This is a genomic window from Streptomyces sp. T39 (genome assembly GCF_008042045.1).
Classification (GTDB): Bacteria; Actinomycetota; Actinomycetes; order Streptomycetales; family Streptomycetaceae; genus Streptomyces.
Window position 1 is genome coordinate 95,630 of record NZ_RDBP01000037.1, and the last position, 24,259, is coordinate 119,888.

At 73.6% G+C, this 24,259-nt stretch carries 23 protein-coding genes; 7 read left to right on the plus strand and 16 right to left on the minus strand.

Going from position 1 to position 24,259, the window contains the following annotated elements; translation table 11 throughout:
• Positions 1–51 precede the first annotated feature (51 nt).
• Together EAO77_RS22875 and EAO77_RS22880 are read right to left on the minus strand one after the other, a co-directional pair.
• On the minus strand, positions 52–306 hold the full coding sequence (locus EAO77_RS22875) for a hypothetical protein (RefSeq protein WP_147990178.1): 255 nt from the start codon (positions 304–306) through the stop codon (positions 52–54).
• A 150-nt stretch (positions 307–456) separates the two neighbouring features.
• Positions 457–1,860 (minus strand): PLP-dependent aminotransferase family protein, encoded by a 1,404-nt coding sequence (locus tag EAO77_RS22880; protein WP_147990179.1) that lies wholly within the window; start codon positions 1,858–1,860, stop codon positions 457–459.
• Positions 1,861–1,907: 47 nt separating this feature from the next.
• Between EAO77_RS22880 and EAO77_RS22885 the strand changes: the two genes are divergently transcribed.
• Positions 1,908–2,414: a carboxymuconolactone decarboxylase family protein gene (locus EAO77_RS22885; RefSeq protein ID WP_187283371.1), complete on the plus strand. Its 507-nt coding sequence runs from the start codon at positions 1,908–1,910 to the stop codon at positions 2,412–2,414.
• Between the two features lie 22 nt (positions 2,415–2,436).
• Here EAO77_RS22885 and EAO77_RS22890 read toward each other — a convergent pair whose 3' ends face one another.
• Positions 2,437–2,781 (minus strand): hypothetical protein, encoded by a 345-nt coding sequence (locus tag EAO77_RS22890; RefSeq protein ID WP_147990181.1) that lies wholly within the window; start codon positions 2,779–2,781, stop codon positions 2,437–2,439.
• Positions 2,782–2,861: 80 nt separating this feature from the next.
• Positions 2,862–3,224 carry an arsenate reductase family protein gene (locus tag EAO77_RS22895; RefSeq protein WP_147990182.1) on the minus strand — a complete coding sequence of 121 codons (363 nt, stop codon included), beginning with the start codon at positions 3,222–3,224 and terminating at the stop codon, positions 2,862–2,864.
• Between the two features lie 122 nt (positions 3,225–3,346).
• Between EAO77_RS22895 and EAO77_RS22900 the strand changes: the two genes are divergently transcribed.
• Complete coding sequence (locus tag EAO77_RS22900; RefSeq protein WP_147990183.1) at positions 3,347–3,622, plus strand: hypothetical protein; 276 nt, start codon at positions 3,347–3,349, stop codon at positions 3,620–3,622.
• Between the two features lie 15 nt (positions 3,623–3,637).
• Here EAO77_RS22900 and EAO77_RS22905 read toward each other — a convergent pair whose 3' ends face one another.
• Together EAO77_RS22905 and glnA are read right to left on the minus strand one after the other, a co-directional pair.
• Positions 3,638–4,501, minus strand: coding sequence for an MOSC domain-containing protein (locus tag EAO77_RS22905; RefSeq protein WP_147990184.1), 864 nt, complete (start codon positions 4,499–4,501; stop codon positions 3,638–3,640).
• Positions 4,502–4,632: 131 nt separating this feature from the next.
• Positions 4,633–6,042, minus strand: coding sequence for a type I glutamate--ammonia ligase (gene glnA / locus EAO77_RS22910; RefSeq protein WP_147990185.1), 1,410 nt, complete (start codon positions 6,040–6,042; stop codon positions 4,633–4,635).
• A gap of 220 nt (positions 6,043–6,262) precedes the next feature.
• Between glnA and EAO77_RS22915 the strand changes: the two genes are divergently transcribed.
• Positions 6,263–6,730 (plus strand): RDD family protein, encoded by a 468-nt coding sequence (locus EAO77_RS22915; protein WP_147990186.1) that lies wholly within the window; start codon positions 6,263–6,265, stop codon positions 6,728–6,730.
• A 98-nt stretch (positions 6,731–6,828) separates the two neighbouring features.
• On the opposite strand, the gene EAO77_RS22920 is transcribed toward EAO77_RS22915, so the two are convergent.
• The 4 genes from EAO77_RS22920 to lipB form a co-directional block, all read right to left on the minus strand.
• On the minus strand, positions 6,829–7,536 hold the full coding sequence (locus tag EAO77_RS22920) for a DUF4191 domain-containing protein (RefSeq protein WP_147990187.1): 708 nt from the start codon (positions 7,534–7,536) through the stop codon (positions 6,829–6,831).
• Positions 7,537–7,555: 19 nt separating this feature from the next.
• The gene (locus EAO77_RS22925; protein ID WP_147990188.1) at positions 7,556–7,765 is read right to left on the minus strand and encodes a hypothetical protein; all 210 of its coding nucleotides are present in this window, start codon (positions 7,763–7,765) and stop codon (positions 7,556–7,558) included.
• A gap of 707 nt (positions 7,766–8,472) precedes the next feature.
• Positions 8,473–9,426 (minus strand): lipoyl synthase, encoded by a 954-nt coding sequence (lipA, locus tag EAO77_RS22930; RefSeq protein ID WP_147990189.1) that lies wholly within the window; start codon positions 9,424–9,426, stop codon positions 8,473–8,475.
• A 121-nt stretch (positions 9,427–9,547) separates the two neighbouring features.
• Entirely contained in the window at positions 9,548–10,345 is a 798-nt protein-coding gene (gene lipB, locus EAO77_RS22935) for a lipoyl(octanoyl) transferase LipB (protein WP_147990190.1), read from the minus strand.
• 295 nt (positions 10,346–10,640) lie between these two features.
• Between lipB and EAO77_RS22940 the strand changes: the two genes are divergently transcribed.
• Positions 10,641–12,089 carry a regulator gene (locus tag EAO77_RS22940; protein WP_147990191.1) on the plus strand — a complete coding sequence of 483 codons (1,449 nt, stop codon included), beginning with the start codon at positions 10,641–10,643 and terminating at the stop codon, positions 12,087–12,089.
• A gap of 109 nt (positions 12,090–12,198) precedes the next feature.
• Here the strand turns inward: EAO77_RS22940 and EAO77_RS22945 are convergent, their stop codons facing one another.
• Together EAO77_RS22945 and EAO77_RS22950 are read right to left on the minus strand one after the other, a co-directional pair.
• Complete coding sequence (locus EAO77_RS22945) at positions 12,199–13,503, minus strand: NAD(P)/FAD-dependent oxidoreductase (RefSeq protein ID WP_147990192.1); 1,305 nt, start codon at positions 13,501–13,503, stop codon at positions 12,199–12,201.
• Between the two features lie 225 nt (positions 13,504–13,728).
• The gene (locus EAO77_RS22950; RefSeq protein WP_147990193.1) at positions 13,729–14,628 is read right to left on the minus strand and encodes a TIGR01777 family oxidoreductase; all 900 of its coding nucleotides are present in this window, start codon (positions 14,626–14,628) and stop codon (positions 13,729–13,731) included.
• A gap of 102 nt (positions 14,629–14,730) precedes the next feature.
• On the opposite strand from EAO77_RS22950, the gene EAO77_RS22955 reads away from it, so the two are divergent.
• Positions 14,731–15,261, plus strand: coding sequence for a GNAT family N-acetyltransferase (locus EAO77_RS22955; RefSeq protein ID WP_147990194.1), 531 nt, complete (start codon positions 14,731–14,733; stop codon positions 15,259–15,261).
• Positions 15,262–15,375: 114 nt separating this feature from the next.
• Here the strand turns inward: EAO77_RS22955 and EAO77_RS22960 are convergent, their stop codons facing one another.
• On the minus strand, positions 15,376–15,897 hold the full coding sequence (locus tag EAO77_RS22960; RefSeq protein WP_147990974.1) for a DUF4240 domain-containing protein: 522 nt from the start codon (positions 15,895–15,897) through the stop codon (positions 15,376–15,378).
• 130 nt (positions 15,898–16,027) lie between these two features.
• Between EAO77_RS22960 and EAO77_RS22965 the strand changes: the two genes are divergently transcribed.
• Positions 16,028–17,038 carry an SDR family oxidoreductase gene (locus tag EAO77_RS22965; protein WP_147990195.1) on the plus strand — a complete coding sequence of 337 codons (1,011 nt, stop codon included), beginning with the start codon at positions 16,028–16,030 and terminating at the stop codon, positions 17,036–17,038.
• 128 nt (positions 17,039–17,166) lie between these two features.
• On the opposite strand, the gene EAO77_RS22970 is transcribed toward EAO77_RS22965, so the two are convergent.
• A complete protein-coding gene (locus tag EAO77_RS22970; RefSeq protein WP_147990196.1) occupies positions 17,167–18,132 on the minus strand; it encodes a helix-turn-helix transcriptional regulator in 966 nt (321 codons plus the stop codon).
• Positions 18,133–18,270: 138 nt separating this feature from the next.
• Positions 18,271–19,089, minus strand: coding sequence for a MerR family transcriptional regulator (locus EAO77_RS22975; RefSeq protein WP_147990197.1), 819 nt, complete (start codon positions 19,087–19,089; stop codon positions 18,271–18,273).
• A gap of 166 nt (positions 19,090–19,255) precedes the next feature.
• Between EAO77_RS22975 and EAO77_RS22980 the strand changes: the two genes are divergently transcribed.
• Positions 19,256–21,169 (plus strand): serine/threonine protein kinase, encoded by a 1,914-nt coding sequence (locus EAO77_RS22980; protein ID WP_187283372.1) that lies wholly within the window; start codon positions 19,256–19,258, stop codon positions 21,167–21,169.
• A gap of 118 nt (positions 21,170–21,287) precedes the next feature.
• On the opposite strand, the gene aceE is transcribed toward EAO77_RS22980, so the two are convergent.
• Entirely contained in the window at positions 21,288–23,969 is a 2,682-nt protein-coding gene (gene aceE, locus EAO77_RS22985) for a pyruvate dehydrogenase (acetyl-transferring), homodimeric type (RefSeq protein WP_147990199.1), read from the minus strand.
• Between the last annotated feature and the right edge of the window lie 290 nt (positions 23,970–24,259).

The following is a 24,259-nucleotide window of genomic DNA, read 5'->3' on the forward strand; positions in this document are numbered from 1 at the left end:
ACGAGGAACCATCCGGCCGCCCCCTCGGCCGGGGACAGGAGACCTTACGTGTCACGCAGGAAGACCCTCGGCGTCAGGAAGAAGATCGCCCTCGTCGCCGGTGCCGCGGCACTGGTCGCCGGCACCGCGATCGTCATGACCGGCGATGAAGTTCTCGTTGTTGCGGACCGCCTGGGCGAGGCCGTCGCAGGCCACCGATGCCTGGCTGGTGCCGGTCATGACGATCGCGGTGCCGGCGACCAGTGCCGCGGCACCGGCGACGAGGGCGATCTTCTTCCTGACGCCGAGGGTCTTCCTGCGTGACACGTAAGGTCTCCTGTCCCCGGCCGAGGGGGCGGCCGGATGGTTCCTCGTGCCCTTGTGTACGAGGCTCCGCGGGCCACCGCTCAGCGCACCGGCCGCCACTTCCTTAACGTTCCTTAAGGCGGCGGGGCCGGCGCGCGGGCGCGTGCGCCCTCAGGGCGCCGGCGGCAGCGCCCGGCACAGCAGGTCCAGCGCCCCCGGGTACAGGTGCTCCGGCGGCGTCGCGTACCCCACCACCAGCCCGTCCCGGACGGGGCCCCGCCACCGAGGGTGCCGGTACAGGGACAGCCCCTCCACCGCGAGGCCCTGCCACGCCGCCGCCTTCACCACCGACCGCTCGCTGCCCTCGGGCAGGTCCAGCACGGCGTGCAGCCCGGCCGAGATCCCCGACACCCGTACCTGGGGCGCGCGTTCGGCCAGCACCGACACCAGCAGGTCCCGCCGGCGCCGGTGCCGCTGCCGCATCCGGCGGACGTGCCGGTCGTACGAGCCGCAGGCCAGGAAGTCCGCGAGGGTGAGCTGTTCCACGGCCCCGGCGTACGGCTCCCGTTCACCCTTCGCGGCCACGACGTCCGGCACGAGGCGTCCGGGCAGTGCCATCCAGCCGATCCTCAGTCCGGGGGACAGGCTCTTGCTCACCGAGCCGGTGTACACCACCTGTTCGGGGTCCAGGCCCTGCACGGCCCCCACGGGCCGGCGGTCGTAGCGGAACTCGCCGTCGTAGTCGTCCTCCACCACCACACCGCCGCCGGACCCGGCCCAGGCCACCGCGGCCGAGCGCCGCTCCGGATGCAGCGGTCCGCCCGTGGGGAACTGGTGGGCGGGCGTGAGCAGCACGGCCCGCTCGCCGCCGAGGCCACGCGTGTCCGCCCCCTCGCCGTCGACGTCCAGCGGCACCGTCCGTACACCGCACTCCGCCAGGAGCCCCCGGTGGAACGGCAGTCCGTACGCCTCGACCGCCCAGCTCCCGCCCAGTACCCGGGACAGCAGCCGCAGCGCGTGCGCGGCCCCCGAGCAGACCACGATCCGTTCCGGCGTCGTCCGCACCCCGCGCACCCGGGCCAGGTACTCGGCGAGCGCCCGGCGCAGTTCCGGACGCCCCTGCGGATCACCGGGCCCGAAGGCGTCGTGCGGCGCCGTGTTCAGCGCCCGGCGCGCCGACGCCAGCCACGCGCTCCTCGGGAACGCCGACGGATCGGGCTGTCCCTGCACCAGGTCGTGGACGGGACGCGGCGGCGGGGCGGTCGACCGGGGCCGTGTGCCGGACGGCAGCGGGACGACCCGCTCGGCGACCCGTGTCCCGGACCCCTGCCGGGCGGTCAGCCTGCCCTCGGCGACCAGTTCCGCGTAGGCGTCGGCGACCGTGTTGCGCGCCACCGAGAGGTCGGCCGCGAGCGAGCGGTACGGCGGCAGCAGGGTGCCCGGCGCGAGGCGTCCGCTCTCGATCGCCTCCCGCAGGGCGCGCATCAGCACCGCGCGGCGGCTGCCCGTCCCGGCCAGCTCCAGATGCAGATCGGCGCCGAGCCGCTCCGCGAAATTGACCCATGATTCCGGCATGACAATGCACCCTACAGCCGGTCGCCCGTCCCCGTAGATTCATGGTCATGACGACGAACGAAGCACCGGTGAACAGCAACGACACCGCCGCCGCCACGTCCCCGGCAGCCGGGCGGATCAACTTCGCCAGGACGGCGCCCAAGGTCTTCCGGGCCGTCATCGGCCTCGACAGCGCCGCTCGCGAAGGACTGGACCCGACCCTGGTGGAGCTGGTCCAGATCCGTGCCTCCCAGCTCAACCACTGCGCCTACTGCCTCCACATGCACACGAGCGACGCCCGCAGGGCCGGTGAGAGCGACGAGCGCATGCACATGGTGGGCGTCTGGCGCGAGGCCCGGCACTTCTTCACCGAGAAGGAACAGGCCGCCCTCGCCCTCACCGAGGCGGTGACCCTGATCGCCGGCGCCGGGGTCCCCGACGACGTCTACGGGCGGGCGGCCGCCCACTTCGACGAGGGCGAGCTGGCCCAGCTGCTGGCCCTCGTCCTCACCATCAACACCTGGAACCGCATCGCCCTGGCCACGGGCAAGGTCGCGGGCACGGACGAACGCTGACCGCCGGCGCCGCCCCCACCCGTCAGCGCGCGACGCCCTCGCGGTCCAGCAGGGCGTGCATCTCGGGTGCGGGGAGCGCCGGGTTGGCCGCCGCCCGCCGGCCCAGCTCCGGATCGCCGAGGAGTTCCAGCAGCCGGGGCCGCGGCAGCCGGGGATCGGCTGCCGCGGTCCAGCTCCCGGCGAGCGCGTGCCGCACCCGGCGGTCCGGATGCCGGGCCATCGCCACGGCGACCTCGTCGGGCATCGACGCACGCCACCGCAGGCGCTCGGTGACCTCGAAGCCGCCGTGGGCCAGCAGCCTCAGAAGCACATCGGCCGGCGCCGCCGGGTTTCCCGCCAGCGCCGCCGCCGTCCCGCTGATCCCCATCCGGCCGTCCCCCCCGTCCCCGTCCCCGTTCCGGCCGGGCGGGTCCGCCCGGCCGTGCCCTTCCCGTCCCGTCCGCGCGGTCAGCCGCGCCGGAGGGCGTCCCGTACCGCCTCCTCCGTGCGCGCCACCACGGCCGAGCCGTCGTCGGCGGTGATGATCGGCCGCTGGATCAGCTTCGGGTGCGCGGCCAGCGCGGCGATCCACCGGCCGCGCGCACCCGCGTCCCGCGCCCACTCCCCGACCCCGAGTTCCTTCGCCGCCGCCTCCTGGGTGCGCGTGATGTCCCACGGCTCCAGGCCCAGGCGCTCCAGCACCTCGCGGATCTCGTCCTCGGTCGGCACATCCTCCAGGTAGCGCCGCACGGTGTAGTCGGCGCCCTCCGCGTCGAGCACGGTGAGCGCGCTGCGGCACTTGGAACACGCGGGGTTGATCCAGATCTCCATGGCGCCCACGGTACCGTCCGAGGGGTCCTCAAACACCGTCTGGCCAGGGCCGATTGTCAGTGCCCGGCGGTAGAATGGACAGTAGTTCGGGATGGTCCCGCCACCGCGCCAGGAGGTTGCCGATGGCCGTTGCCACACTCACGACAGAGCCCCTGTTCCCCACGCCGACCGCAGCGAAGAAGCCGCTCCCCGCAGGACAGCCGCGCGAGTGGTACGTCTCCCACAACCGCCGTCTGAAGGCCATGCGGCTCACGATCGCCCTGCTCGACTCGGGCGTCTACCACCCCGCGACCGCCGACAACCGCCGGATACGGGCCACCGCCGACCGCATCGGTGTGCACGCTCCCTCCGACACCACCTGCCGGATGGTCAGGGCCCTGATCCGCTACGGCCGCTGACTGGGCACGGCATGCTCAGGGGGCGGGGCGCCCGGGATCGGGCGCCCCGTTCTCGTACCACTCGGCCTCCACCGCGTCCCCGACGGACAGCACACCCTCCCGGAGCACGGCCGCCTTCAGGCCGAAGCTGACCTTGTTCTCGTAGCGGGGCTCGCGCCGGTACGCCGACAGCGTCCGCACCGGCTCGGGCCCGGACCGCACCCCCGTGCTCTGGTCGACCATCGGCACGGCGCAGCGCATCGCCCTTACGGAATGGGCCAGTTCGACGCTCCCGGCCGTGATGCGCCGCATCAGGTCCTCGTCGTGCGGCGCACCGCAGCCGGCCAGCACGATGTTGGGCCGGAAGCGGTTCATCGGCACGGCGGTGCCCCCCGCCTCCTCGATGCGCGCGTTGAGCCCGTCGAGCGAGGCGAGTGACGCGACGAGCACGGCGTGCGCGTCCGCGAAGTTGACCTTGCCGGGCGTCTCGCCCCAGCCGTCCCGGTCGAAACCGTCCCGTACCCGCACCAGCCGGGACGGCGCCCCGAGCACCTCGGAGAACCACCCGGCCGCCCGGTCGCCCTGGTCCACCGCGTCGCCCACGGGGGTGCCGAACAGCGACACCGGCATCCGCCTGCCCTCGGGATCCACCTCCAGGACCAGTTCCCCGGCCCCGTCCGCGTCCAGCCGCAGCACCCGCCCGCCGTCACGGACCTCCGGGCGGACGGCGGCCATCGCCGGCAGCTTGCGCTGGCTGCGGAACGACCCGTCGACGGCGTCGACGACCATGAACACCCGGTCGTGCTCCAGCCCCGCCGCCCCGGCGCGCGCCGTGTCCACCGCGGTCCCGGCGCAGCCCTTCACCGGGTAGTACGTCAGCTCATGAACGGTCATCCCCATGGGCCGATCGTAGTGCCCCGGGCGGGGCCGCCCGGCGGCCCCGGGAACGCGGCGAGGGCCGCCGCCCCGTGTGGGGGCGGCGGCCCTCGCCGTACACCTCGGCACTCCGGCCCGCGCGGCCGGCGGTGGTCCTAGAGGTCGAAGTAGAGCTCGAACTCGTGCGGGTGCGGGCGCAGCTGGATCGGGGCGATCTCGTTGGTGCGCTTGTAGTCGATCCAGGTCTCGATCAGGTCGGACGTGAAGACGCCGCCCGCCTGGAGGTACTCGTTGTCCGCCTCCAGGGCGTCGAGGACCGCCGGGAGGGAGGTCGGGACCTGGGGGACGTTCGCGTGCTCGTCGGGGGCGAGCTCGTAGAGGTCCTTGTCGATCGGCTCGGCCGGCTCGATCTTGTTCTTGACGCCGTCCAGGCCCGCGAGCAGCAGCGCGGAGAAGGCCAGGTACGGGTTGGACGACGGGTCCGGGGCACGGAACTCGACGCGCTTGGCCTTCGGGTTCGAGCCCGTGATCGGGATGCGCATGGCCGCGGAACGGTTGCGCTGCGAGTAGACCAGGTTGACCGGGGCCTCGAAGCCGGGGACCAGGCGGTGGTAGGAGTTCACCGTCGGGTTGGTGAAGGCCAGCAGCGACGGGGCGTGCTTGAGGATGCCGCCGATGTAGTAGCGGGCGGTGTCCGACAGGCCGGCGTAGCCCTGCTCGTCGTAGAAGAGCGGGGAGCCGCCCTGCCACAGCGACTGGTGGACGTGCATGCCCGAGCCGTTGTCACCGAAGATCGGCTTCGGCATGAAGGTCGCGGTCTTGCCGTTGCGCCAGGCGACGTTCTTCACGATGTACTTGAAGAGCATCAGGTCGTCGGCCGCGGCGAGCAGCGTGTTGAACTTGTAGTTGATCTCCGCCTGGCCGGCGGTGCCGACCTCGTGGTGCTGGCGCTCGACCTGGAGGCCGACGTTCTCCAGCTCCAGGGAGATCTCGGCACGCAGGTCGGCGAAGTGGTCGACCGGCGGGGCGGGGAAGTAGCCGCCCTTGTAGCGGACCTTGTAGCCGCGGTTGTCCTCGACCGCGCCGGTGTTCCAGGCGCCGGCCTCGGAGTCGATGTGGTAGAAGCCCTCGTTCGCGGCGGTGCTGAAGCGCACCGAGTCGAAGACGTAGAACTCCGCCTCGGGGCCGAAGTACGCGGTGTCCGCGATGCCGGTGGAGGCGAGGTAGGCCTCGGCCTTCTTGGCGATGTTGCGCGGGTCGCGGCTGTACTGCTCGCCCGTGATCGGGTCGTGGATGAAGAAGTTGATGTTCAGCGTCTTGTCGCGGCGGAACGGGTCCAGGCGCGCGGTCGACAGGTCGGCGCGCAGCGCCATGTCGGACTCGTGGATCGCCTGGAAACCGCGGATCGACGAACCGTCGAACGCCAGCTCCTCCGACGGGTCGAAGGCCGTCGCCGGGATCGTGAAGTGCTGCATGACGCCCGGAAGGTCGCAGAACCGGACGTCAACCATCTTCACGTCGTTGTCGGCGATGTACTTCTTGGCCTCGTCGGCGTTCTGGAACATCCAACTCCTCCTACTCCCACCCTGGGGAGGGGTGGGGTTGCAGCTCGTCCGTGCGGCCAGTGCGGTGGCACACGCTGGACCCGACCATAGGCAGACCGGATTTCTCAAGCATGACCCATTTGTTTCGGTGACGTTAACCGGGACGGCGGCCGGGGAGGCCCCGGAAGGACCCGGGGACCCGGGCCGAAGTGATCGAAAGCGGGCACAGTACCGTGGTCGGGTGGACAACAGGCAAGCAATCGGATCGTGGCTCTCCGGGCCCCGCGCTGCGGCCGAGGAGATGGGTGTCGACTTCGGGTACCGGGGCGAGCGCCTCGGGCTCCCGGAGTCCGGACCGGGTTCCGTCGCCCCGCTCGGGCGACGCTTCGGAGCACTGTTCCTGGACTGGGGGCTGTGCTTCCTGATCGCATACGGCCTGTTCGCGGGGAGTAGTCAGCAGGCGACCTCCAACCGCGCCCTGCTGATCTTCTTCATCGTCGCCGTGCTGACCGTCGGCACCATCGGCTCCACCCCCGGCAAGCGGATCTTCGGCCTGCGGGTGATCTCGGAGAACGGCGGCCGCCTCGGCTTCGGCTGGGCCCTGGTGCGCAGTGTGCTGCTGTGCATCGCGATCCCCGCGCTCGTCTGGGACCGCGACGGCCGCGGCCTGCACGACCGCCTCGGCCGCGCGGTCCAGGTCAGGATCTGACACCGGCCCCTCCGGCGCGGACCCGCGGACACGAGAGAGCCGGCCAGGACATCGTCCTGGCCGGCTCTCTCGTGTCCGTGCCCGTCCCCGCGAGGAGGTCAGCGCATCTTTCCGCCGCGCGGCATGCGCATGCCCTTGGGCATGGGCCCCTTCGGCAGCGGCATGTTGCTCATCAGGTCGCCCATCGCGCGCAGCCGGTCGTTGGTCGCCGTGACCTGCGGGCCGGTGAGCACCCGGGGAAGCTTCAGCATCGTGGTGCGCACCTTCTTGAGCGGCACCTGACCCTCGTCGTTGCCGACCAGGATGTCGTGCACGGGGACGTCCACGACGATGCGGTTCATCTTCTTCTTCTCGGCCGCGACCAGCGTCTTCAGCCGGTTCGGGTTGCCCTCGGCCACCAGGACGATGCCCGCCTTGCCGACCGCGCGGTGCACGACGTCCTGGTTGCGGTTCATCGCGACCGCCGGGGTCGTGGTCCAGCCGCGCCCGACGTTCTGCAGGACGGCCGCCGCGGCGCCCGGCTGACCTTCCATCTGCCCGAAGGCGGCGGTCTCGGCCCGGCGGCCGAAGATGATCGCCATCGCCAGGAAGGCGAGAAGGAAGCCCAGGATGCCCAGATAGATGGGGTGGCCGATCAGGAAACCGATCCCGAGGAAGACACCGAAGGTGACGATTCCCACAGCCGCGACCACCAGACCGACCTTCGGGTCGGCCTTTCGGGTCATCTTGTACGTCAGAGCGATCTGCTTCAGTCGCCCGGGGTTCGCAGCAGCGTCACTGCTGTCTGATTTTGCCTTCCTCGCCATACGAGGAAGTTTACGTGCCCTACGAAGTGCGGGCAGCCACGGCCTCGAGTACGTGCTCGGCCTCGACCCGGTCCTTGGCCCGGCGGCGGTCCTCCAGCACGGCGGCCCAGGCGTTGCGGCGGGCGGTGCGCTGGCCGCTGCTCAGCAGCAGGGCCTCCATGGCGCGCAGGGCGCCGGTCACGGTCGGGATGGCGGTGGCGGTCACGGGACGGACAGGAGCGGCCTGCATGGTGGGACTCCCGGAGTGGGCAGAGGGGGAAGCTGAGTGTGCAACGAGCGTCACAGATCGGTGTTACCAGGGCGTGACCGGGCGGTCAAACCACGATGAAACGTCGGGGCGTGATGTCCACGCCCTCCCGGTGGCACGCCCGCGGCCCGCACCCGGCCCCGACCTGCGGGGAGGATACGGGCCGCGCGCCAACTCGCTCTCACCGGGCGGCAGTTGCTTGTGCCCGAATTCACACGGTTCCCGGCGGCCTCCGGCGACGGCCCCGCCACGACCCGATTGCGCCGCCCGGGGCGCCACGCCGGGCGGACCCGCGACCGACGCTGCGGTCGGTCGCGCTCCGTCTCGCCTGCGCTGCGGCCGCGTGCCCGCCCTCGTCCCTCGGGCGGACCCGCACCCTACGCTGCGGCTCGGCTGCGCCGCGCGAGAGCGGTCGGTCGCGCTCCGTCTCGCCTGCGCTGCGGCCGCGTGCCCGCCCTCGTCCCTCGGGCGGACCCGCACCCTACGCTGCGGCTCGGCTGCGCCGCGCGAGAGCGGCCGGTCGCGCTCCGTCTCGCCTGCGCTGCGGCCGCGTGCCCGCCCTGGTCCCTCGGGCGGACCCGCACCCTGCGCTGCGGCTCGGCTGCGCCGCGCGAGAGCGGTCGGTCGCGCTCCGTCTCGCCTGCGCTGCGGCCGCGTGCCCGCCCTCGTCCCTCGGGCGGACCCGCACCCTACGCTGCGGCTCGGCTGCGCCGCTCCATGGCCTGCTGGAAGAGGCGTCCCGCCCGGTAGGACGAGCGGACCAGCGGGCCCGACATCACGCCGGAGAAGCCGATCTCGTCCGCCTCCTCCTTCAGCTCCACGAACTCCTGCGGCTTCACCCAGCGCTCCACCGGGTGGTGGCGCACGGAGGGGCGCAGGTACTGGGTGATGGTGATCAGCTCGCAGCCGGCGTCGTGCAGGTGCTGCAGCGCCTCGCTGACCTCCTCGCGGGTCTCGCCCATCCCGAGGATCAGGTTCGACTTGGTCACCAGGCCGGCCTCACGGGCGCGGGTGATGACCTCCAGCGAACGCTCGTACCGGAAGCCGGGGCGGATCCGCTTGAAGATCCGCGGGACGGTCTCGACGTTGTGCGCCAGCACCTCCGGCCGCGAGGAGAAGACCTCGGCCAGCTGCTCGGGCACCGCGTTGAAGTCGGGGATCAGCAGCTCGACCTTGGTGTGGCCGCTCTCCCGCTCCGCCGTCATGGCGTGGATCTGCCGCACGGTCTCCGCGTACAGCCACGCGCCGCCGTCCTCCAGGTCGTCGCGGGCGACACCGGTGATCGTGGCGTAGTTCAGGTCCATGGTGACCACGGACTCCCCGACGCGGCGGGGCTCGTCACGGTCCAGCGCCTGCGGCTTGCCCGTGTCGATCTGGCAGAAGTCGCAGCGCCGGGTGCACTGGTCGCCGCCGATCAGGAACGTGGCCTCGCGGTCTTCCCAGCACTCGAAGATGTTGGGACAGCCCGCCTCCTGGCAGACCGTGTGCAGGCCCTCGCTCTTGACCAGTTTCTGCAGCTGGTTGTACTCGGGGCCCATCTTCGCCCGGGTCTTGATCCACTCGGGCTTGCGCTCGATGGGGGTCTGGCTGTTGCGGACCTCCAGGCGCAGCATCTTGCGTCCGTCGGGTGCGACTGCGGACACGACCGGCTCCCTACAGCTTCGATTCTTCGGCGAACACCAGAGTACGCCCGATAAAAGTGCGGCCTTACGCTTGGCCAACCCATGGCCCGGGGTACGCATTCCCCCGGCCGCGGCGCGGGCGTCAGGCGGTCGCCCGCTCGACGGCTCGCGGCTGCGGGTCCGCGCTCTCCAGGACGTCCCGCAGATGGCCCTCCAGGACCGGCAGCACCTCGTCGATGGTCACGTCGCGCCCCAGCTCGCCGGCGAGCGAGGCGACCCCCGCGTCGCGGATGCCGCACGGCACGATCCGGTCGAACCAGGTGTTGTCCGGGTTCACGTTCAGGGCGAAGCCGTGCATCGAGACGCCCTTGGCGATGCGGATGCCGATCGCGGCGAGCTTGCGGTCCTCGCGGCGCTGGCCGGCGTTGGACGGCGCGTACTCCGGGCCGTTCAGCCGGGGGTCGAACTCGTCGTCGTGCAGGCGAGGGTCGAAGTCGAGCGACAGTCCGCCGAGCGCCGGGCGCTGCTCGACCGGATCGCCCAGCACCCACACGCCGCTGCGCCCCTCGACCCGTGAGGTGGCCACGCCGAAGTCCGCACAGGTGCGGATGAGCGCGTCCTCCAGCCGCCGCACATGGGCGATGACGTCCACCGGGCGCGGCAGCTTCAGGATCGGATAGCCCACCAGCTGGCCGGGGCCGTGCCAGGTGATCTTGCCGCCGCGGTCCACGTCGACGACGGGTGTGCCGTCGAGGGGGCGCTCGCTGTCCTCCGTGCGCCGTCCCGCCGTGTAGACGGGCGGGTGCTCCAGGAGCAGACAGGTGTCCGGGATCTCGTCGGCGAAGCGGGCGGCGTGCACGTCGCGCTGCTTCTGCCATGCCTCCCGGTACTCGACGGCGTCCTCGCCGAACCCCAGTCGGACGAACCGCAGCTCACTCACGGCTGTGCCTCCCTCGAACCTCTGCCCGGCGGTGGCCGGGCCCCAGCCACTGTACGGCGGCCCGGAAACACCCGTCCGGGCAGGTGGATACCCCCGGGATCCGGCACGGACCGTCCGCGGATCATCCGTGCATTCCCGGTGAACACCGTCAGCGCCACGGTCAGTGACGCCATCAATCCTCACACGATCGGATGAATGTGGGGCGAAGGCGGCGGAAGGGGCTGGTCGGACCGCTAAATTCGCGCCGTTCCTTGAGGGCTGCTCCCGGCCCGGAAGTCAGGAGACCCCACAGCAGATGACGGAACGAGCCCCGCAGCGCACGCCCAACCGGCAGCTCGCAGCGCTTATCGCCGAAGCAGGCTTCTCCCATGCCGGGCTCGCCCGCAGAGTCGATCAGCTCGGCCTCGAACACGGCCTCGACCTGCGCTACGACAAGACTTCGGTCACCCGCTGGCTGCGCGGGCAGCAGCCGCGCGGCACGACCCCGGCGCTGATCGCGGAGGTCTTCACGCGCAGGCTCGGCCGGCGGCTGTCCGCCCAGGACCTCGGCCTCGACGCCTGCGCCCCGGTCTACGCGGGCCTGGAGTTCGCGGCCACCCCGGAGGAGGCCGTCGACATCGTCAGCGGTCTGTGGCGCAAGGACTCGGGCAACCACGCCGAGCTCAGCAAGATCGCCTTCACCCCGGCCGGTCTGGTCGTCCCGAGCCGCGACTGGCTGATCGGCCGCGCCGACGAACGGGTCGGCCGCGGGGAGGCCGGGCCCGCGGGCTCGGGGCGGGTGCCGATGCAGGGCGCCCGGATCGCCGTGCCGCGCCAGCGGGGCACCGAGCGCGGGCCGGGGCAGAAGGTCTCCGGCGGCGACATCTCCGCGCTGCGCTCGGTCGGCGAGCTCTTCCGCGCCCTCGACCACGCCTACGGCGGCGGCCACGCCCGGCAGGCCCTGGTGCGCTACCTGGAGCACGAGGCCGAGCCCATGCTGCGCGGCACCTACGGGGAGACGGTGGGCCGCCGTCTCTTCGCCGCCGCCGCCGACCTGACCAGGCTGGCGGGCTGGACCTCCTACGACATGACGGCCCACGGCCTCGCCCAGCGGTACTACGTCCAGGCGCTGCGGCTGTCGCAGGCCGCGGGCGACCGCGCCTACGGAAGCTATGTCCTCGTCACCATGAGCCGCCAGGCCGTCTACCTCGGGCACGGGAGGGAGGCCGTGCAGCTGACCAGGGTCGCCCAGCAGGGGGTCGGCTCCGCCGCGCCGCCCCAGGTGCAGGCGCTGCTGCACGCCGCCGAGGCCCGGGGCCACGCGGTGCTCGGCGAGGCCCGGGCGTGCAATGCCGCGCTGGCCCGCGCCGAGCGTGCCCTCGACTCGGCCCGGCCGGGCGACGACGTGCCCCACTGGGCCCGCGGGGTCGACGAGGGCCAGCTCTCCGACGAGATCGGGCACTGCCACCGCGACCTCCAGCAGTACCGCTCCGCGGCGCAGCACGCGGAGCGCTCCCTCCAGCTGCGCCCGCCCGCGCTCGCCCGGAGCAGGCTTTTCACCCGCGTCGTCCTCGCCACCTGCCGCCTCGGTCTCGGCGAGCTCGAGCAGGCGTGCGCCCTGGGGGCGGAGGCGGCGCTCCAGGCGTCCGAGATGCGCTCGGCACGGGCATCCGAGTACGTGCGCGAGTTCGAGCGCCGCTTGGAGCCGTACCGGGACGCAGGCCCCGTCCGCACCTACCGGGACCGCGTCTCGGCCCTCGGGTAGGTCTCCAGTCCGGACCGGGCGGGGCACGAGGGCCCTGGTGCGGCGCGTCCGCACCCGGGGCCGCGCGCCCCGCCCGACCCGCGGCCCTCGTCCGGGGGCCGCGCACGCCTCAGGCCGCGGCCGTCAGCGCCGCCGCCGCGTGGTCGTGCCGGAAGCCGAGGTCGGACAGGATCGACCCTGCCGCGCGGCGGCCCGAGAAGAGGGCGCCCTGCACGGTCGCCGTGTCCCGGTGGGCTCCGCAGACGTAGAGGCCCGCGAGCAGCCGCACCGGGCGGCGCGGATCGTGCGGCGGCGGCATCGCGGGGACGGCCTCCGCGTCGTGGTGGACCGCCAGCAGCTCCCAGTCGTCCGTGGGCGTCCCGTACAGCGCCGACAGATGCCTGCGCACCGCGCGGTCGGCGTCGCCCGGCGGAGGGCCCAGCACGGTGGACGTGACCAGTGCCCGGCCCTCGGGTGCGCGCAGCGGGTCGACCTCGCTCATCACGGCCGTGTACGCCACCGGGCCGCCGCGGTCCGCGTCGAGCAGCAGCGAGGGATCGGTGAGCGGCGCCTCGGGGGCCGCGTGGTGCACCACGGTCAGCGGGCGGTACGACGGGACGCGGAGCCCCGGCAGCAGGCCGGCCGCCGCCCGGCCGCCCGTGGCCACCAGCACGGACCGGCACGAGATCTCGCCGTGCTCCTCGGTCCTGACGCGGTTCACCGCCACGTCCGTGACCCGGACGCCCGTCCGCACGGTGCCCTTCGGGAGGGAGTCGGCGAGATGCAGCGGCAGCGCGTCGGCGCCGCCCGCCGGGACGCACAGCCTGCCCCGGGCGTACCCGCGCAGCACCAGGTCGGCGCAGCGGCTGGACGTCGTCAGCTCCGGGTCCGCGAGGAGCGCCGACAGCAGGGGGTGCAGGAAGCCGTGCACGGTACGGGCGGGCAGGCCCCGGCCGTACAGCGTGTCGGCGACCGTCCGCTCGGGCCGGGCCAGCAGCTTGCGCACGGGCGTGCCCGCCAGACGCGCCAGGGACGCGCTCAGCCGGGCCTGGTCGAGCTGGCGCGGCCGGGGGGCGCTCGCGAGGGCGCGCGCCACGGTGAACGCTCCCCCCACGCCGCGCAGGGCGAAGGGCGAGCTGCCGGTCTCACCCGTCCGCTGCAGTCTCCCGCCCTGGTGCACGAGCACCCCGGGCGAGAACGTCCGCAGCGCGAGGTCCTCCAGTGCCCCGATGCGGCGGAGCTCCGGATAGGCGCTGCTGAGCAGCGTGCTGGTGCGGTCGAGCCGGAATCCGTCGATCCGCTCGGTGGCCGTTCCGCCGCCCACCACGGGGGCGGCCTCCAGGACGCTGACCCGCACTCCGGCGCTGGTCAGTCGATGGGCCGCCGCGAGTCCGGCGAGCCCGGCCCCCACGACGACGACGTCCGCGTGATCCATGTGATGCGCGTCCTCCGCTTGCGATGCGGTGCTGAGCACATGCCCCTCCCCGAGGCCGGCGCGGCTGAAGGGAGGGTCATGCCCCCAACAGGCCCGAGAAATGCCCGAGTTGCCCCGAGCCTAGGCAGCCGTGGCCCGCTCCGCAGTCGCGCACGCCCCGGGTCACCGGAGCGCGGGGGCGCACGCCCCCGGCGCCCACCGCGCGCGCCGCCCGCGCCCGGCGCGTCAGCGCAGAGCCGCGGCGATCGCGTCGTCGACCCGGGGGAAGGCGAAGGTGAACCCCGACTCCAACAGGCGTACCGGCAGCGCCCGCTGACTGCCCAGCACGTCCGACGCCATCCCGCCGAGTGCCAGCCGCAGGGCCTGCTCCGGCACCGCGAACAGGGTGGGGCGGCCGAGCACCCGGCCCATCGCCTCCGTGACCTCACGGTTCGTCACCGGCTCCGGCGCGGTCAGGTTGACCGGCCCCGACAGCGAGGGGGTGTCCAGCGCGTGCCGCAGCGCCGCGACCTCGTCGTGCAGCGAGATGAAGCTCCAGTACTGCCGCCCGCTGCCCAGCCGCCCCCCGAGCCCGGCCCGGAACAGGGGGAACATCCGGCCCCACGCACCCCCGTCCCGCGAGACGACCAGGCCCGTGCGGGCGAAGACGGTGCGCACCCCCGCCTCCTGCGCCGGCGCCGCAGCCTCCTCCCACTCGACGCACACCTGGGGCAGGAAGCCCTCCCCGGGCGGCGCGTCCTCGTCCACGGCACGGTCGCCGGTCTCGCCGTAGTAGCCGACGGCGCTGCCGCTGACCAGCACCCGCGGCGGCTCGTCCAGCGAGGCCAGGGCCTCCGCGACGGCCGCCGTGCCGAGCACCCGGCTGTCCCGGATCTCCTTGCGGTACGCCTCCGTCCAGCGGCGGTCGCCGACCCCCGCGCCCGCGAGGTGCACCACCCCGTCGCACCCCACGAGACCGGCCGCGTCGACGTACTGACGCCGCGGATCCCACGCGACCTCGTCGTCGGCGCGCGGGGTGCCGCGCACCAGGCGCACCACCTCGTGACCGTCGGCGCGCAGGGAGCGCACGAGTGCCCTGCCGATGAGCCCGGAGGCGCCGGAGACGGCGATACGTGATCTCTGCATGCCTCCATCGTGCCCCACCCGCCCCGGTGTTCCGCCGCGCGCGCCCGCCCGGCGCGGGAATGCGGCGGCGCCCGGCGCGGGGCGCGTGACACAGTGGGCCGTATGCCCGCCGCGCACACCGACCCCGCCCCTCGCACCGGCGCCCCGAGGGTCCGCCGGGCGCGCCCGTCCGACGACGCCCCGCTCGGTGAGCTCGACCGCGCGACCTGGTCCCCGCTGCACGCCGTGACGCCGCGGCCGCAACCGCCGTACGGGCCCTTCTTCGACGAGGCCCACCGTCCCGCGGACGTGCTCGTCGCCGAGGACGCCGACGGCACGGTCCTCGGCTACATCCGCCTGGTCGCCCCGACCCCGCTGGCCTGCAACCGGCACGTGCGCCAGATACAGGGCCTGGCGGTCTCCGGCGCCGCGCGCGGCCGTGGCGTGGGCCGGGCGCTGCTGCGGGCGGCGTGCGACGACGCCGTCCGGCAGGGCGCCGTCCGCATCACCCTGCGCGTCCTCGCCCACAACACGCCGGCCAGGGCGCTCTACGCGTCGGAGGGCTTCGCGGTGGAGGGCGTGCTCCCCGGCGAGTTCCATCTCGACGGCCGGTTCGTGGACGACGTCCTGATGGGCCGCGCCCTGCCGCGCTGACGCGGCGGGTCCGCGCCGGGAGGGGCCGGGCGCCGCGCAGTCGCCGGCGGCGCACGGCGTGCGGCGACGGGCCGGCCCCCGAGCCGTCGCGGCACGCTCCCGCCCGGTGCCGGGTCACGGCGCGCCGAAGCGCTCCCACAGACCCGGGAAGCGGACGGCCAGAGCGGCGTCGTCGTCGAAGTCGAACGGTGTGCCCGCGGGCTCCGCCGCCTGCGGGGGGACGCCGAGATCCGGCGCGTCCGACCCGGTCAGCCGCTCGTACGCCTCGTCCGCCGCGTACCCGAGCTCCTCGCCGTCCCCGTCGATGTCCTCGTCGAAGTCCTCCAGCAGGTCCGCCAGCGTGTCCGGGTCGTGCACGCCCCCCTCGAAGACCTCGCGGCCCTGGCCGATCAGCCAGCAGCGGAACGAGTCGAACGCGTCGTCGCTCGCACCGCCGAGCAGCACGGCGGCGGCCCCCCACAGGTCCCAGGTGTACGCGCGGTTCCAGCGGGCCTCGAAATGGCGGGCGAAGTCCAGCACGGCCTCGGGATCGAGCCGCAGCAGCCGCTCGACGAGCAGGTCGGCGTGGTCGTCGGGGTCGCCTTCGGCGGCCTCACGGGTGCTGTCGACGATCTCCCAGAACTCCGTCTCGTCCATCACGGGACAAGCATCGTGGCTCGGGGGAGGCCGCGCACGCGGAAGGCGCGGCCCCGCGCGCCGTCGGTCCGGCGCGACCCGCCCGGAAAGCCGGACAGAAGGTGTCGGGTATCCGTGCGACGGTCGGTGCATGACGACGAACGAGACGTCCCCGGCCGGCACGCACGGCCCGGCGGACACCGCCCCCACGCACCTCACCGCGTCCTCGGCCGGCACCGGGCGGACGCCCGCCGACAAGCCGCTCACCGGCAGGATCGCCCTGGTGGCGGGCGCCACGCGGGGCGCCGGGCGCGCCATCGCCGTGGCCCTCGGCGCCGCCGGGGCGACGGTCTACGCGACCGGCCGCACCACCCGCGAGCACGTGAGCGAGATGGGCCGCGCCTCGGAGACCATCGAGGAGACCGCGGAGCTGGTGACCGCCGCGGGCGGCGAGGGGATCGCCGTGCCCACCGACCATCTGGAGGCGGACCGGGTCAGGGCCCTCGTCGCCCGGATCGACCGCGACCACGGCCGGCTGGACATCCTGGTCAACGACGTCTGGGGCGGGAACCCGCTGCTCGACTTCGACACCCCCATGTGGGAGGTCGACCTCGACCGCGGTCTGCGCATGATCGACCTCGGGACCCGCACCCACATCATCACCAGCAGCATCGCCCTGCCCCTGCTGGTGCGGAACCCGGGCGGCCTGGTCGTCGAGGTCACCGACGGCACGGCCGAGACCAACAAGGGATTCCGCGAGAACTTCTACTACGACATCGCCAAGAACACCCCGATCCGCATGGCCTACATCCTCGGCGAGGAACTGCGGCAGGTCGGCGGCGTCGCCGTCGCGGTCACCCCCGGATTCATCAGGTCCGAGGAGATGCTCGACACCTTCGGCCTCACCGAGGAGACCTGGCGGGACGGGATCGCGAAGCAGCGGCACTGGGAGCTGTCCGAGTCGCCCGTCTACATCGGCCGCGGCGTGGCCGCCCTCGCCGCCGACCCCGAACGGGTCCGCTGGAACGGCCAGTCCCTCGACAGCGGGCGGCTGGGCAGGGAGTACGGCGTCACCGACGCGGACGGCAGCCGGCCCGACGTGTGGGGATTCATGATGGCCGAGAAGGCGGGGGAGACCCCGTCGGCCGCGGACTACCGCTGACACGACGGGACATGACCGGCCGGGCTCCGTTCCCCTCACCCGTCGCGGTGAGGGGGACGGGCCCCGCCGGCCCGTGCACCGAGCCTGTGCCGCCGGGCCGTCACGCCGGTCCGTCCCGCAGGGCGGCCTCAGCCGTACAGCTCGCGCAGTCCCGCCGCCGCCCGGGCGAAACGCTCCCTGAGTTCCGGCGGCCCCAGAACCTCCACCTCCGGCCCCAGGGACAGCAGTTGGGCGTACGCGACGTCCAGCGACTCCACCGGCAGGGTCAGCGTCACCCGGCCCCCGGCGTCCGGCGGGCCGGCGGCGGCGAGGGCCTCCTCGGCCGCCGCGCGGTCCGTCACCCGGGGCAGCCGCCGGGCGCCGTCCCCGGTGACCCGGACGACGGCCTCGGCGCGCAGCAGCGAGCGGGCGAAGGACGCCGCACGCTCCGACCAGAACGACGGCAGGTCGAAGTCCTCGTCGCGGGTGAAGACCTCCCCGTCCGCCTCCACCGAGGCGAACCGGTCGATCCGGTACACCCGCGGCGCACCGTCCGCGCGGGCGCACAGGTACCAGACCCCCGCCTTCAGCACGAGGCCGTAGGGCTCCAGCTCCCGCTCCACCTCGCCGTCCCTGCGCCGGTACACCGCCCGGACGCGGCGGTCGCCCCACACCGCCTCGGCGACCACCGGCAGCAGCGGGGGCGTGCTCGGCTCCTGGTACCAGCCCGGCGCGTCGAGATGGAAGCGCTGGGCGGCGGACTCGGAGGCGTCGCTCAGCGAGGGGATCAGGGCCGCCGACACCTTGAGGCGTGCCGCCGACGCCGCGTCCTGCAGGCCCATGTCGCGCAGGGCCCCGGGCAGTCCGGAGAGGAACAGCGCCGCCGCCTCGTCGCGCCCGAGCCCCGTCAGGCCGGTGCGGTAGCCGCCGATCAGCCGGTAGCCGCCGGTGCGCCCGCGGTCCGCGTAGACCGGGATGCCCGCCTCCGACAGGGAGAGGGCGTCCCGGGCCACGGTCCGTTCGGACACCTCCAGCTCCCGCGCCAGTTCGGCCGCCGTCATGACGTCTCTCGCCTGGAGCAGCAGCACCATCCTGATCAGCCGGGCAGCGCGCATGCGTTCATCATCGCGCAGCCCAGCAGCCCAGCAGCCCAGCAGCCCAGCAGCCCGGCGGCCCAGCGGCCCGGCGGCCCAGCGGCCCGGCGGCCCGGCGGCCCGGCAGCCGGCCGATCCGGCCGCCGGACCTCCGGGGGCTCAGGCGAGCGGCTCCTGGAGTTCGGTCACCCACTTCGCCGTGTCGGGCGGGCACTCCAGGTACACCTCCCGCGCGTACCCGGCCGAGCGGTGGCCGCCGGCGTCGATCCACTGCGCCAGGCTCTGCTCCGTCGCCAGCACGTCGTCCATCGGACCGCGGTGCACGATCGTCGCCGCGCGCTCCACACCGGGCAGGTCGACGACGTCGAAGTCCGGCCCCGCGGGGACGTCGTGGCCGACCGTGCAGCCCGCGTGGACGCGGATGGCGCCGCCGCCGTCCGGGGCGTCCTCGTAGTACGCGACGCCCGGGCCGGACGGCGTGACACCGGCCGCCTCCAGCCGCCGGAACAGCTCCTCGTACAGCGGGCCGATCACCGGGCCGATGTGCTCCGGCTGGTAGCTCGCCGCCGTGCCGGACAGCTCGGCTACGCGCACCGGGGGGATGTTCTTGATCATGATGTCCTGGGTGGGCATGTGCCCCTCGCTCTCGATGGACCGGAGCCTCGCCTCGACCTGCCTCAGCCGTGCCGCGGCCGCGGCCACGGCCTCCTCCAGCTCGGCCCGGCGCAGCGCGAGCATCCCGCGCAGTTCGTCCGGGCCGGGCCGGTCCTCCAGGATCCGGCGCACCTGTTCCAGCGTGAAGCCGAGGTCCTTGAGCGCGACGATGCGGTTGAGCCGCGCGAGCTGGGCCGCCGAGTAGTGGCGGTAGCCCGTGAACGGGTCGGTGCGCTCGGGGCGCAGCAGCCCGATGGCGTCGTAGTGGCGCAGCATCCGGGCCGACACACGGCCGTGCCTGGCGAAGTCTCCGATGGTGAACATGACGTCTCCCAGTGCACGGGTTCACACGGTGTCAGGGTCAAGCATCCCCGTCCGGGGACCCGTTGCGGCGGCCCGCGGCCGGATCGCGCGACGACGGTGTCCGTCCGTGCCCGGACGGACACAGAAGGCATACTGGGGACCCTGTCGCGTCGGTGGGGAGGGCGGTATGCGGGGGGCGGTGCTCGACGGCCGGTACGAGCTGACCGAACGCCTGGGCCGGGGCGGCATGGGGCAGGTGTGGTCCGCCCGCGACGAGCGCATGCAGCGCGAGGTCGCCGTCAAGCTGGTGACCGCGCTTCCCGACGCGGGCGAGGAGGAGACGTTCCTCCGTTTCCGGCGGGAGATCAGGTCCGCCGCGAACCTGCCCGGCCGGCACACCGTGACCGCCCACGACTGCGGCGAAGCCGTCATCGACGACGAGCCCGTCCTCTACATGGTGATGGAACGCCTGACCGGCCGGACCCTCGCCCAGGAGATCCGTGCCGCCCGCCCGCCGTGGCGCACGGCCGTGCGCTGGGCGCACCAGGTGGCGACGGCCCTCCACGCGGCGCACACGCTGCGGATCGTCCACCGGGACATCAAGCCGGAGAACGTGATGTTCGCGGCGGACGGCGACGTGAAGGTGCTCGACTTCGGCATCGCCAAGTTCCTCGGCGACACGGCCCGGGCCGGCGGCCTCACACGGACCGGGGTGCCCATGGGAACCCTGCTGTACATGTCGCCCGAGCAGGCGCGGGGCGACACGGCCGTCGACCACCGGACGGACCTGTACTCGCTCGGCTGCCTGCTCTACTTCATGCTCACGGGCCGGCCGCCGATGGTCGCCGACAACGTGCTCGCCCTGCTGTACCTGCACGCCGAGGCGGACATCCCCCCGCCGCACGCGCTGGTGCCCGAGACACCGTCCGGACTGAGCGCCCTCGTCATGGAGCTGCTCCAGCGGCGGCCGGAGGACCGGCCCGACTCGGCGGGCGCGGTGCTGGAGCGGCTGAAGGAACTGGGGACCGCCCGCCACCGCGCGGGGACCGCGGTCCCGGCCTTCACCGGCGCCCGCGCCGAGGCCGAGGTCGCGGCGAAGCTCGCCGGCGCCCAGGAGATCTACCAGGCGTCCATCCGCGACGCGAAGGCGCGCGAGGAGGAGGCCGAGGCGGCGCTGAAGGCGGCGCGCAGACAGGCCGACCAGATGCTCGCCCGGGCCGAGGACGACGCGGGCGTGGTGCGCGCCGAGGCCGAGCGCTACGTGGCGGACCTGCGGCACCGCACCGAACAGGAGATCCTCGCGCTGCGCAACCGCGTCGAGCGGGACGTCGGGGACAGGCGCGCGGAGGCCGACGCCCTCTTCGAGGAGACCCGGGCGAAGGCTGCGCAGGCGGCCGCCGACTTCGAGACCGCCCTCGCCAAGCGCCGGGAGCAGGCCGAACGCGACCTGACCACGCGCCGGGTGACGGCGGAGAAGCGCCTCGCCGAGATCGAGCACCGGGCGGCGCAGCTGGCGCTGGAGGCCGAACGCCTGCGCACCGACGCCGAGGAGCGCGCCCGGCGCACCGTGCAGTCCGCGCAACGCCAGGTGGAGAACGTCCTCCAGGACGGCAACGCCAAGGTCGCCGCCGCCCGCACCGAGGCGGAGCGCGCGATGAACGCCCTGGCCGAGCTGCGGACTCGGGTGGCGGGCATGCTCGCCGACAGCCGGTTCACACCGCTCGACGACCTGAAGGAGCAGCGAGCCGAGATCCTGGGACGGCTGACGTCCCTCCAGGACGCCCTCGCCGTCACGGCCCAGCGGCATGCCGCGGCCCACGGCTACGCGTACCGCGACGACGTGCCCCCGCCCGAGCCCGCGGCCCCGGCGTCCCCGCGGGCGTCCGGCGGGGGTCCGGAACCCTGGCTGCTGCCGGAGTCGGACGTGGACCGCACCGAGCACCTGCGCCGTCTGCTCGGGCCGCGCGACGGCACGGCGCCGCGGCGGCGCCCGGAGCGGGAGGAGCATCCGGAGCCCGTGGGGGACGCCGACCGTCCGGCGCACCCGCCGTCCCGGACGTCCCCGGAGGACCCCGCGTCACCGGCGCCCGGCCGGGGCTGACACCCGGCCGGCCCGGAGACGGCCCGGGCATGGCACAGGGACCGGCCTCACGAGGAGGACGGCCCCTGCGGGACGGCACCGGGCACGGGGCGGGCCGCGACGGGCCCGCCCGTTCCCGCTACAGGCCGTAGCGCTCGCGCGCCTCCTTCACGGCGGACGCCGGGACCTCGCCCCGCTTGGCCAGCTGGGCCAGCGCGGCGACCGTGATCGACTGGGCGTCGACGCCGAAGTGACGGCGGGCGGCGTCACGGGTGTCCGACAGACCGAAGCCGTCCGTGCCCAGCGACGACCAGTCCTGCTCCACCCACTGGCTGATCTGGTCCGGCACCTGGCGCATCCAGTCGGACACCGCCAGCACCGGGCCGGGGGCGCCGGCCAGCGCCTGGGTGACGTACGGGACGCGCTCCTCGCCGCGGAGCAGCGCCTCGTCCGCCTCCAGGGCGTCCCGGCGCAGCTCGCCCCAGGAGGTCGCGGACCACACGTCGGCGGCCACGTTCCAGTCCTTCGCCAGCAGCTCCTGGGCCTCCAGGGCCCAGTGGATCGCCGTACCCGAGGCGAGCAGCTGGAGACGCGGCGCGTCCGCGCCCGCCGAGCCCTCGTTGAAGCGGTACAGGCCCTTGACGATGCCCTCCTCCACGCCCTCCGGCATGGCGGGCTGCGGCTTCGGCTCGTTGTAGACCGTCAGGTAGTAGAAGACGTCCGAGTCCTCGCCCGGGGCGGTCTGGCCGTACATCCGCCGCAGACCGTCCTTGACGATCACCGCGATCTCGTACGCGAAGGCCGGGTCGTAATTGAGCGACGCCGGGTTGGTGGCGGCGATCAGGTGCGAATGGCCGTCCGCGTGCTGGAGGCCCTCACCGGTCAGCGTGGTGCGGCCGGCCGTCGCGCCGACGATGAAGCCCTTGCCGAGCTGGTCGGCGAGCTGCCACATCTGGTCGCCGGTCCGCTGCCAGCCGAACATCGAGTAGAAGATGTAGAACGGGATCATCGTCTCGCCGTGCGTCGAGTACGACGTGGCGGCGGCGATGAAGTCGGCCATGGCGCCGGCCTCGGTGATCCCCTCGTTGAGGATCTGGCCGTCCTTGGCCTCCTTGTAGTACATCAGCTGGTCACGGTCGACCGGCTCGTACGTCTGGCCCATCGGCGAGTAGATGCCGGCGGACGGGAACAGCGACTCCATGCCGAAGGTGCGCGCCTCGTCGGGGACGATCGGCACCCAGCGCTTCCCGGTCCGCTTGTCCCGCATCAGGTCCTTGACCAGGCGGACGAACGCCATGGTCGTGGCCATCTCCTGCTTGCCGGAGCCCTTCTTCAGCGCGGCGAACGCGCGCTCCTCCGGCTCGGGCAGCGGGGCGACCGGGTGCACCCGGCGGGCCGGGGCGGGGCCGCCGAGGGCCGCGCGGCGCTCCTGGAGGTAGCGGACCTCGGGGGAGTCGGCCCCCGGGTGGCCGTAGGGCACCAGGCCGTCGGCGAAGGCGCTGTCGGCGATCGGGAGCCCGAGCAGGTCGCGCATGCCCTTGAACTCGTCGGCCGTCAGCTTCTTCATCTGGTGGTTGGCGTTCTTGGACTCGAAGCCCTTGCCGAGCGTGAAGCCCTTGACCGTCTGCGCCAGGATCACGGTCGGCGCGCCCTTGTGGGCGAGCGCCGCCTTGTACGCCGCGTACACCTTGCGGGCCTCGTGGCCGCCGCGGGAGGTGTGGAAACACTCGGCGATCTTGGCGTCCGTCAGCAGCCTGGCCAGCTCGACGAGGGCCGGCTCGGCGCCGAAGAAGTGCTCGCGGATGTAGGCCACGTCGCGGGTCGCGTACGTCTGGAACTGCGCGTCCGGGACCTCGCGCAGGCGGCGCACCAGGGCGCCGGCGGTGTCCAGCTGGAACAGCTCGTCCCAGGCCGAGCCCCACAGCGACTTGACGACGTTCCAGCCGGCGCCGCGGAACTGGGCCTCCAGCTCCTGCACGATCTTGAAGTTGGCGCGGACCGGACCGTCGAGGCGCTGCAGGTTGCAGTTGACGACGAAGGTCAGGTTGTCCAGGCGCTCACGGGAGGCGAGGGCGAGTGCGGCCGTCGACTCGGGCTCGTCCATCTCGCCGTCACCGAGGAACGCCCAGACGTGGGAGTTGCTCGTGTCCTTGATGCCGCGGCCCTGGAGGTAGCGGTTGAACCGCGCCTGGTAGATCGCCGACAGCGGGCCGAGGCCCATGGAGACCGTGGGGAACTCCCACAGCCAGGGCAGCCGGCGCGGGTGCGGGTACGAGGGGAGGCCGTTGCCGCCGGCCTCCTGGCGGAAGTTGTCGAGGTGCGCCTCGGTGAGGCGGCCGTCGAGGAAGGCGCGGGCGTAGATGCCGGGGGAGGCGTGGCCCTGGATGTAGAGCTGGTCGCCGCTGCCGTCCCCCTCCTTGCCGCGGAAGAAGTGGTTGAAGCCGGTCTCGTAGAGCCAGGCCGCGGAGGCGAAGGTGGCGATGTGGCCGCCGACGCCGAACCGGGAGCCCCGGGTCACCATGGCGGCCGCGTTCCAGCGGTTCCACGCGGTGATGCGGGCTTCCATCTCCTCGTCGCCGTCGAGCGCGGGCTCGGCGGCGGTGGGGATGGTGTTGACGTAGTCCGTCTCCAGCAGACGGGGCAGGGCGACGCCTGCCTTCTCGGCGTGCTGGAGCGTGCGGCGCATCAGGTACGCGGCGCGGTGCGGGCCGGCGTGCTCCGCGACTGCGCCGAGGGACGCCGCCCACTCGGCGGTTTCCTCGGCGTCGCGGTCCGGGAGCTGGTCGAGCTCGCTCGGAAGCTTGCCTACGGGGTCGGTCATGATCGCCGCCTTCCGGACAGGAGGGGGGTGGAGATAAGGGGGTGCCGTGTCTGGCAGGACAGGGCGAACGGGTCGGTGGACCCGCCGAAGACTGTAAGTCTCTGATCGATGATCGATCAAAGCCTGGGGAGAAATTGGCATCCGGTGCCGCAAAAGTGGGCACGGGGTGCCGGGGCAAATGCCCCCGTACCCCCTCTTCTCCCGGGGGTCGCTTCCGCCTCGACCGCCGCACCTCCGGCCGCGACGAGGGCGCCGGCGGCGGGCTCCTGCCCGGCGGGGGCCGGCCGCCC

Bases quoted from the DNA above. Each gene is read 5' to 3' on its own strand.
- EAO77_RS22880 (WP_147990179.1), bottom strand. From the start codon at position 1,860: ATGCCGGAATCATGGGTCAATTTCGCGGAGCGGCTCGGCGCCGATCTG.
- EAO77_RS22885 (WP_187283371.1), top strand. From the start codon at position 1,908: ATGACGACGAACGAAGCACCGGTGAACAGCAACGACACCGCCGCCGCC.
- EAO77_RS22890 (WP_147990181.1), bottom strand. From the start codon at position 2,781: ATGGGGATCAGCGGGACGGCGGCGGCGCTGGCGGGAAACCCGGCGGCG.
- EAO77_RS22895 (WP_147990182.1), bottom strand. From the start codon at position 3,224: ATGGAGATCTGGATCAACCCCGCGTGTTCCAAGTGCCGCAGCGCGCTC.
- EAO77_RS22900 (WP_147990183.1), top strand. From the start codon at position 3,347: ATGGCCGTTGCCACACTCACGACAGAGCCCCTGTTCCCCACGCCGACC.
- EAO77_RS22905 (WP_147990184.1), bottom strand. From the start codon at position 4,501: ATGGGGATGACCGTTCATGAGCTGACGTACTACCCGGTGAAGGGCTGC.
- glnA (WP_147990185.1), bottom strand. From the start codon at position 6,042: ATGTTCCAGAACGCCGACGAGGCCAAGAAGTACATCGCCGACAACGAC.
- EAO77_RS22920 (WP_147990187.1), bottom strand. From the start codon at position 7,536: ATGGCGAGGAAGGCAAAATCAGACAGCAGTGACGCTGCTGCGAACCCC.
- EAO77_RS22925 (WP_147990188.1), bottom strand. From the start codon at position 7,765: ATGCAGGCCGCTCCTGTCCGTCCCGTGACCGCCACCGCCATCCCGACC.
- EAO77_RS22940 (WP_147990191.1), top strand. From the start codon at position 10,641: ATGACGGAACGAGCCCCGCAGCGCACGCCCAACCGGCAGCTCGCAGCG.
- EAO77_RS22945 (WP_147990192.1), bottom strand. From the start codon at position 13,503: ATGGATCACGCGGACGTCGTCGTCGTGGGGGCCGGGCTCGCCGGACTC.
- EAO77_RS22950 (WP_147990193.1), bottom strand. From the start codon at position 14,628: ATGCAGAGATCACGTATCGCCGTCTCCGGCGCCTCCGGGCTCATCGGC.
- EAO77_RS22955 (WP_147990194.1), top strand. From the start codon at position 14,731: ATGCCCGCCGCGCACACCGACCCCGCCCCTCGCACCGGCGCCCCGAGG.
- EAO77_RS22960 (WP_147990974.1), bottom strand. From the start codon at position 15,897: ATGGACGAGACGGAGTTCTGGGAGATCGTCGACAGCACCCGTGAGGCC.
- EAO77_RS22965 (WP_147990195.1), top strand. From the start codon at position 16,028: ATGACGACGAACGAGACGTCCCCGGCCGGCACGCACGGCCCGGCGGAC.
- EAO77_RS22970 (WP_147990196.1), bottom strand. From the start codon at position 18,132: ATGCGCGCTGCCCGGCTGATCAGGATGGTGCTGCTGCTCCAGGCGAGA.
- EAO77_RS22975 (WP_147990197.1), bottom strand. From the start codon at position 19,089: ATGTTCACCATCGGAGACTTCGCCAGGCACGGCCGTGTGTCGGCCCGG.
- EAO77_RS22980 (WP_187283372.1), top strand. From the start codon at position 19,256: ATGCGGGGGGCGGTGCTCGACGGCCGGTACGAGCTGACCGAACGCCTG.
- aceE (WP_147990199.1), bottom strand. From the start codon at position 23,969: ATGACCGACCCCGTAGGCAAGCTTCCGAGCGAGCTCGACCAGCTCCCG.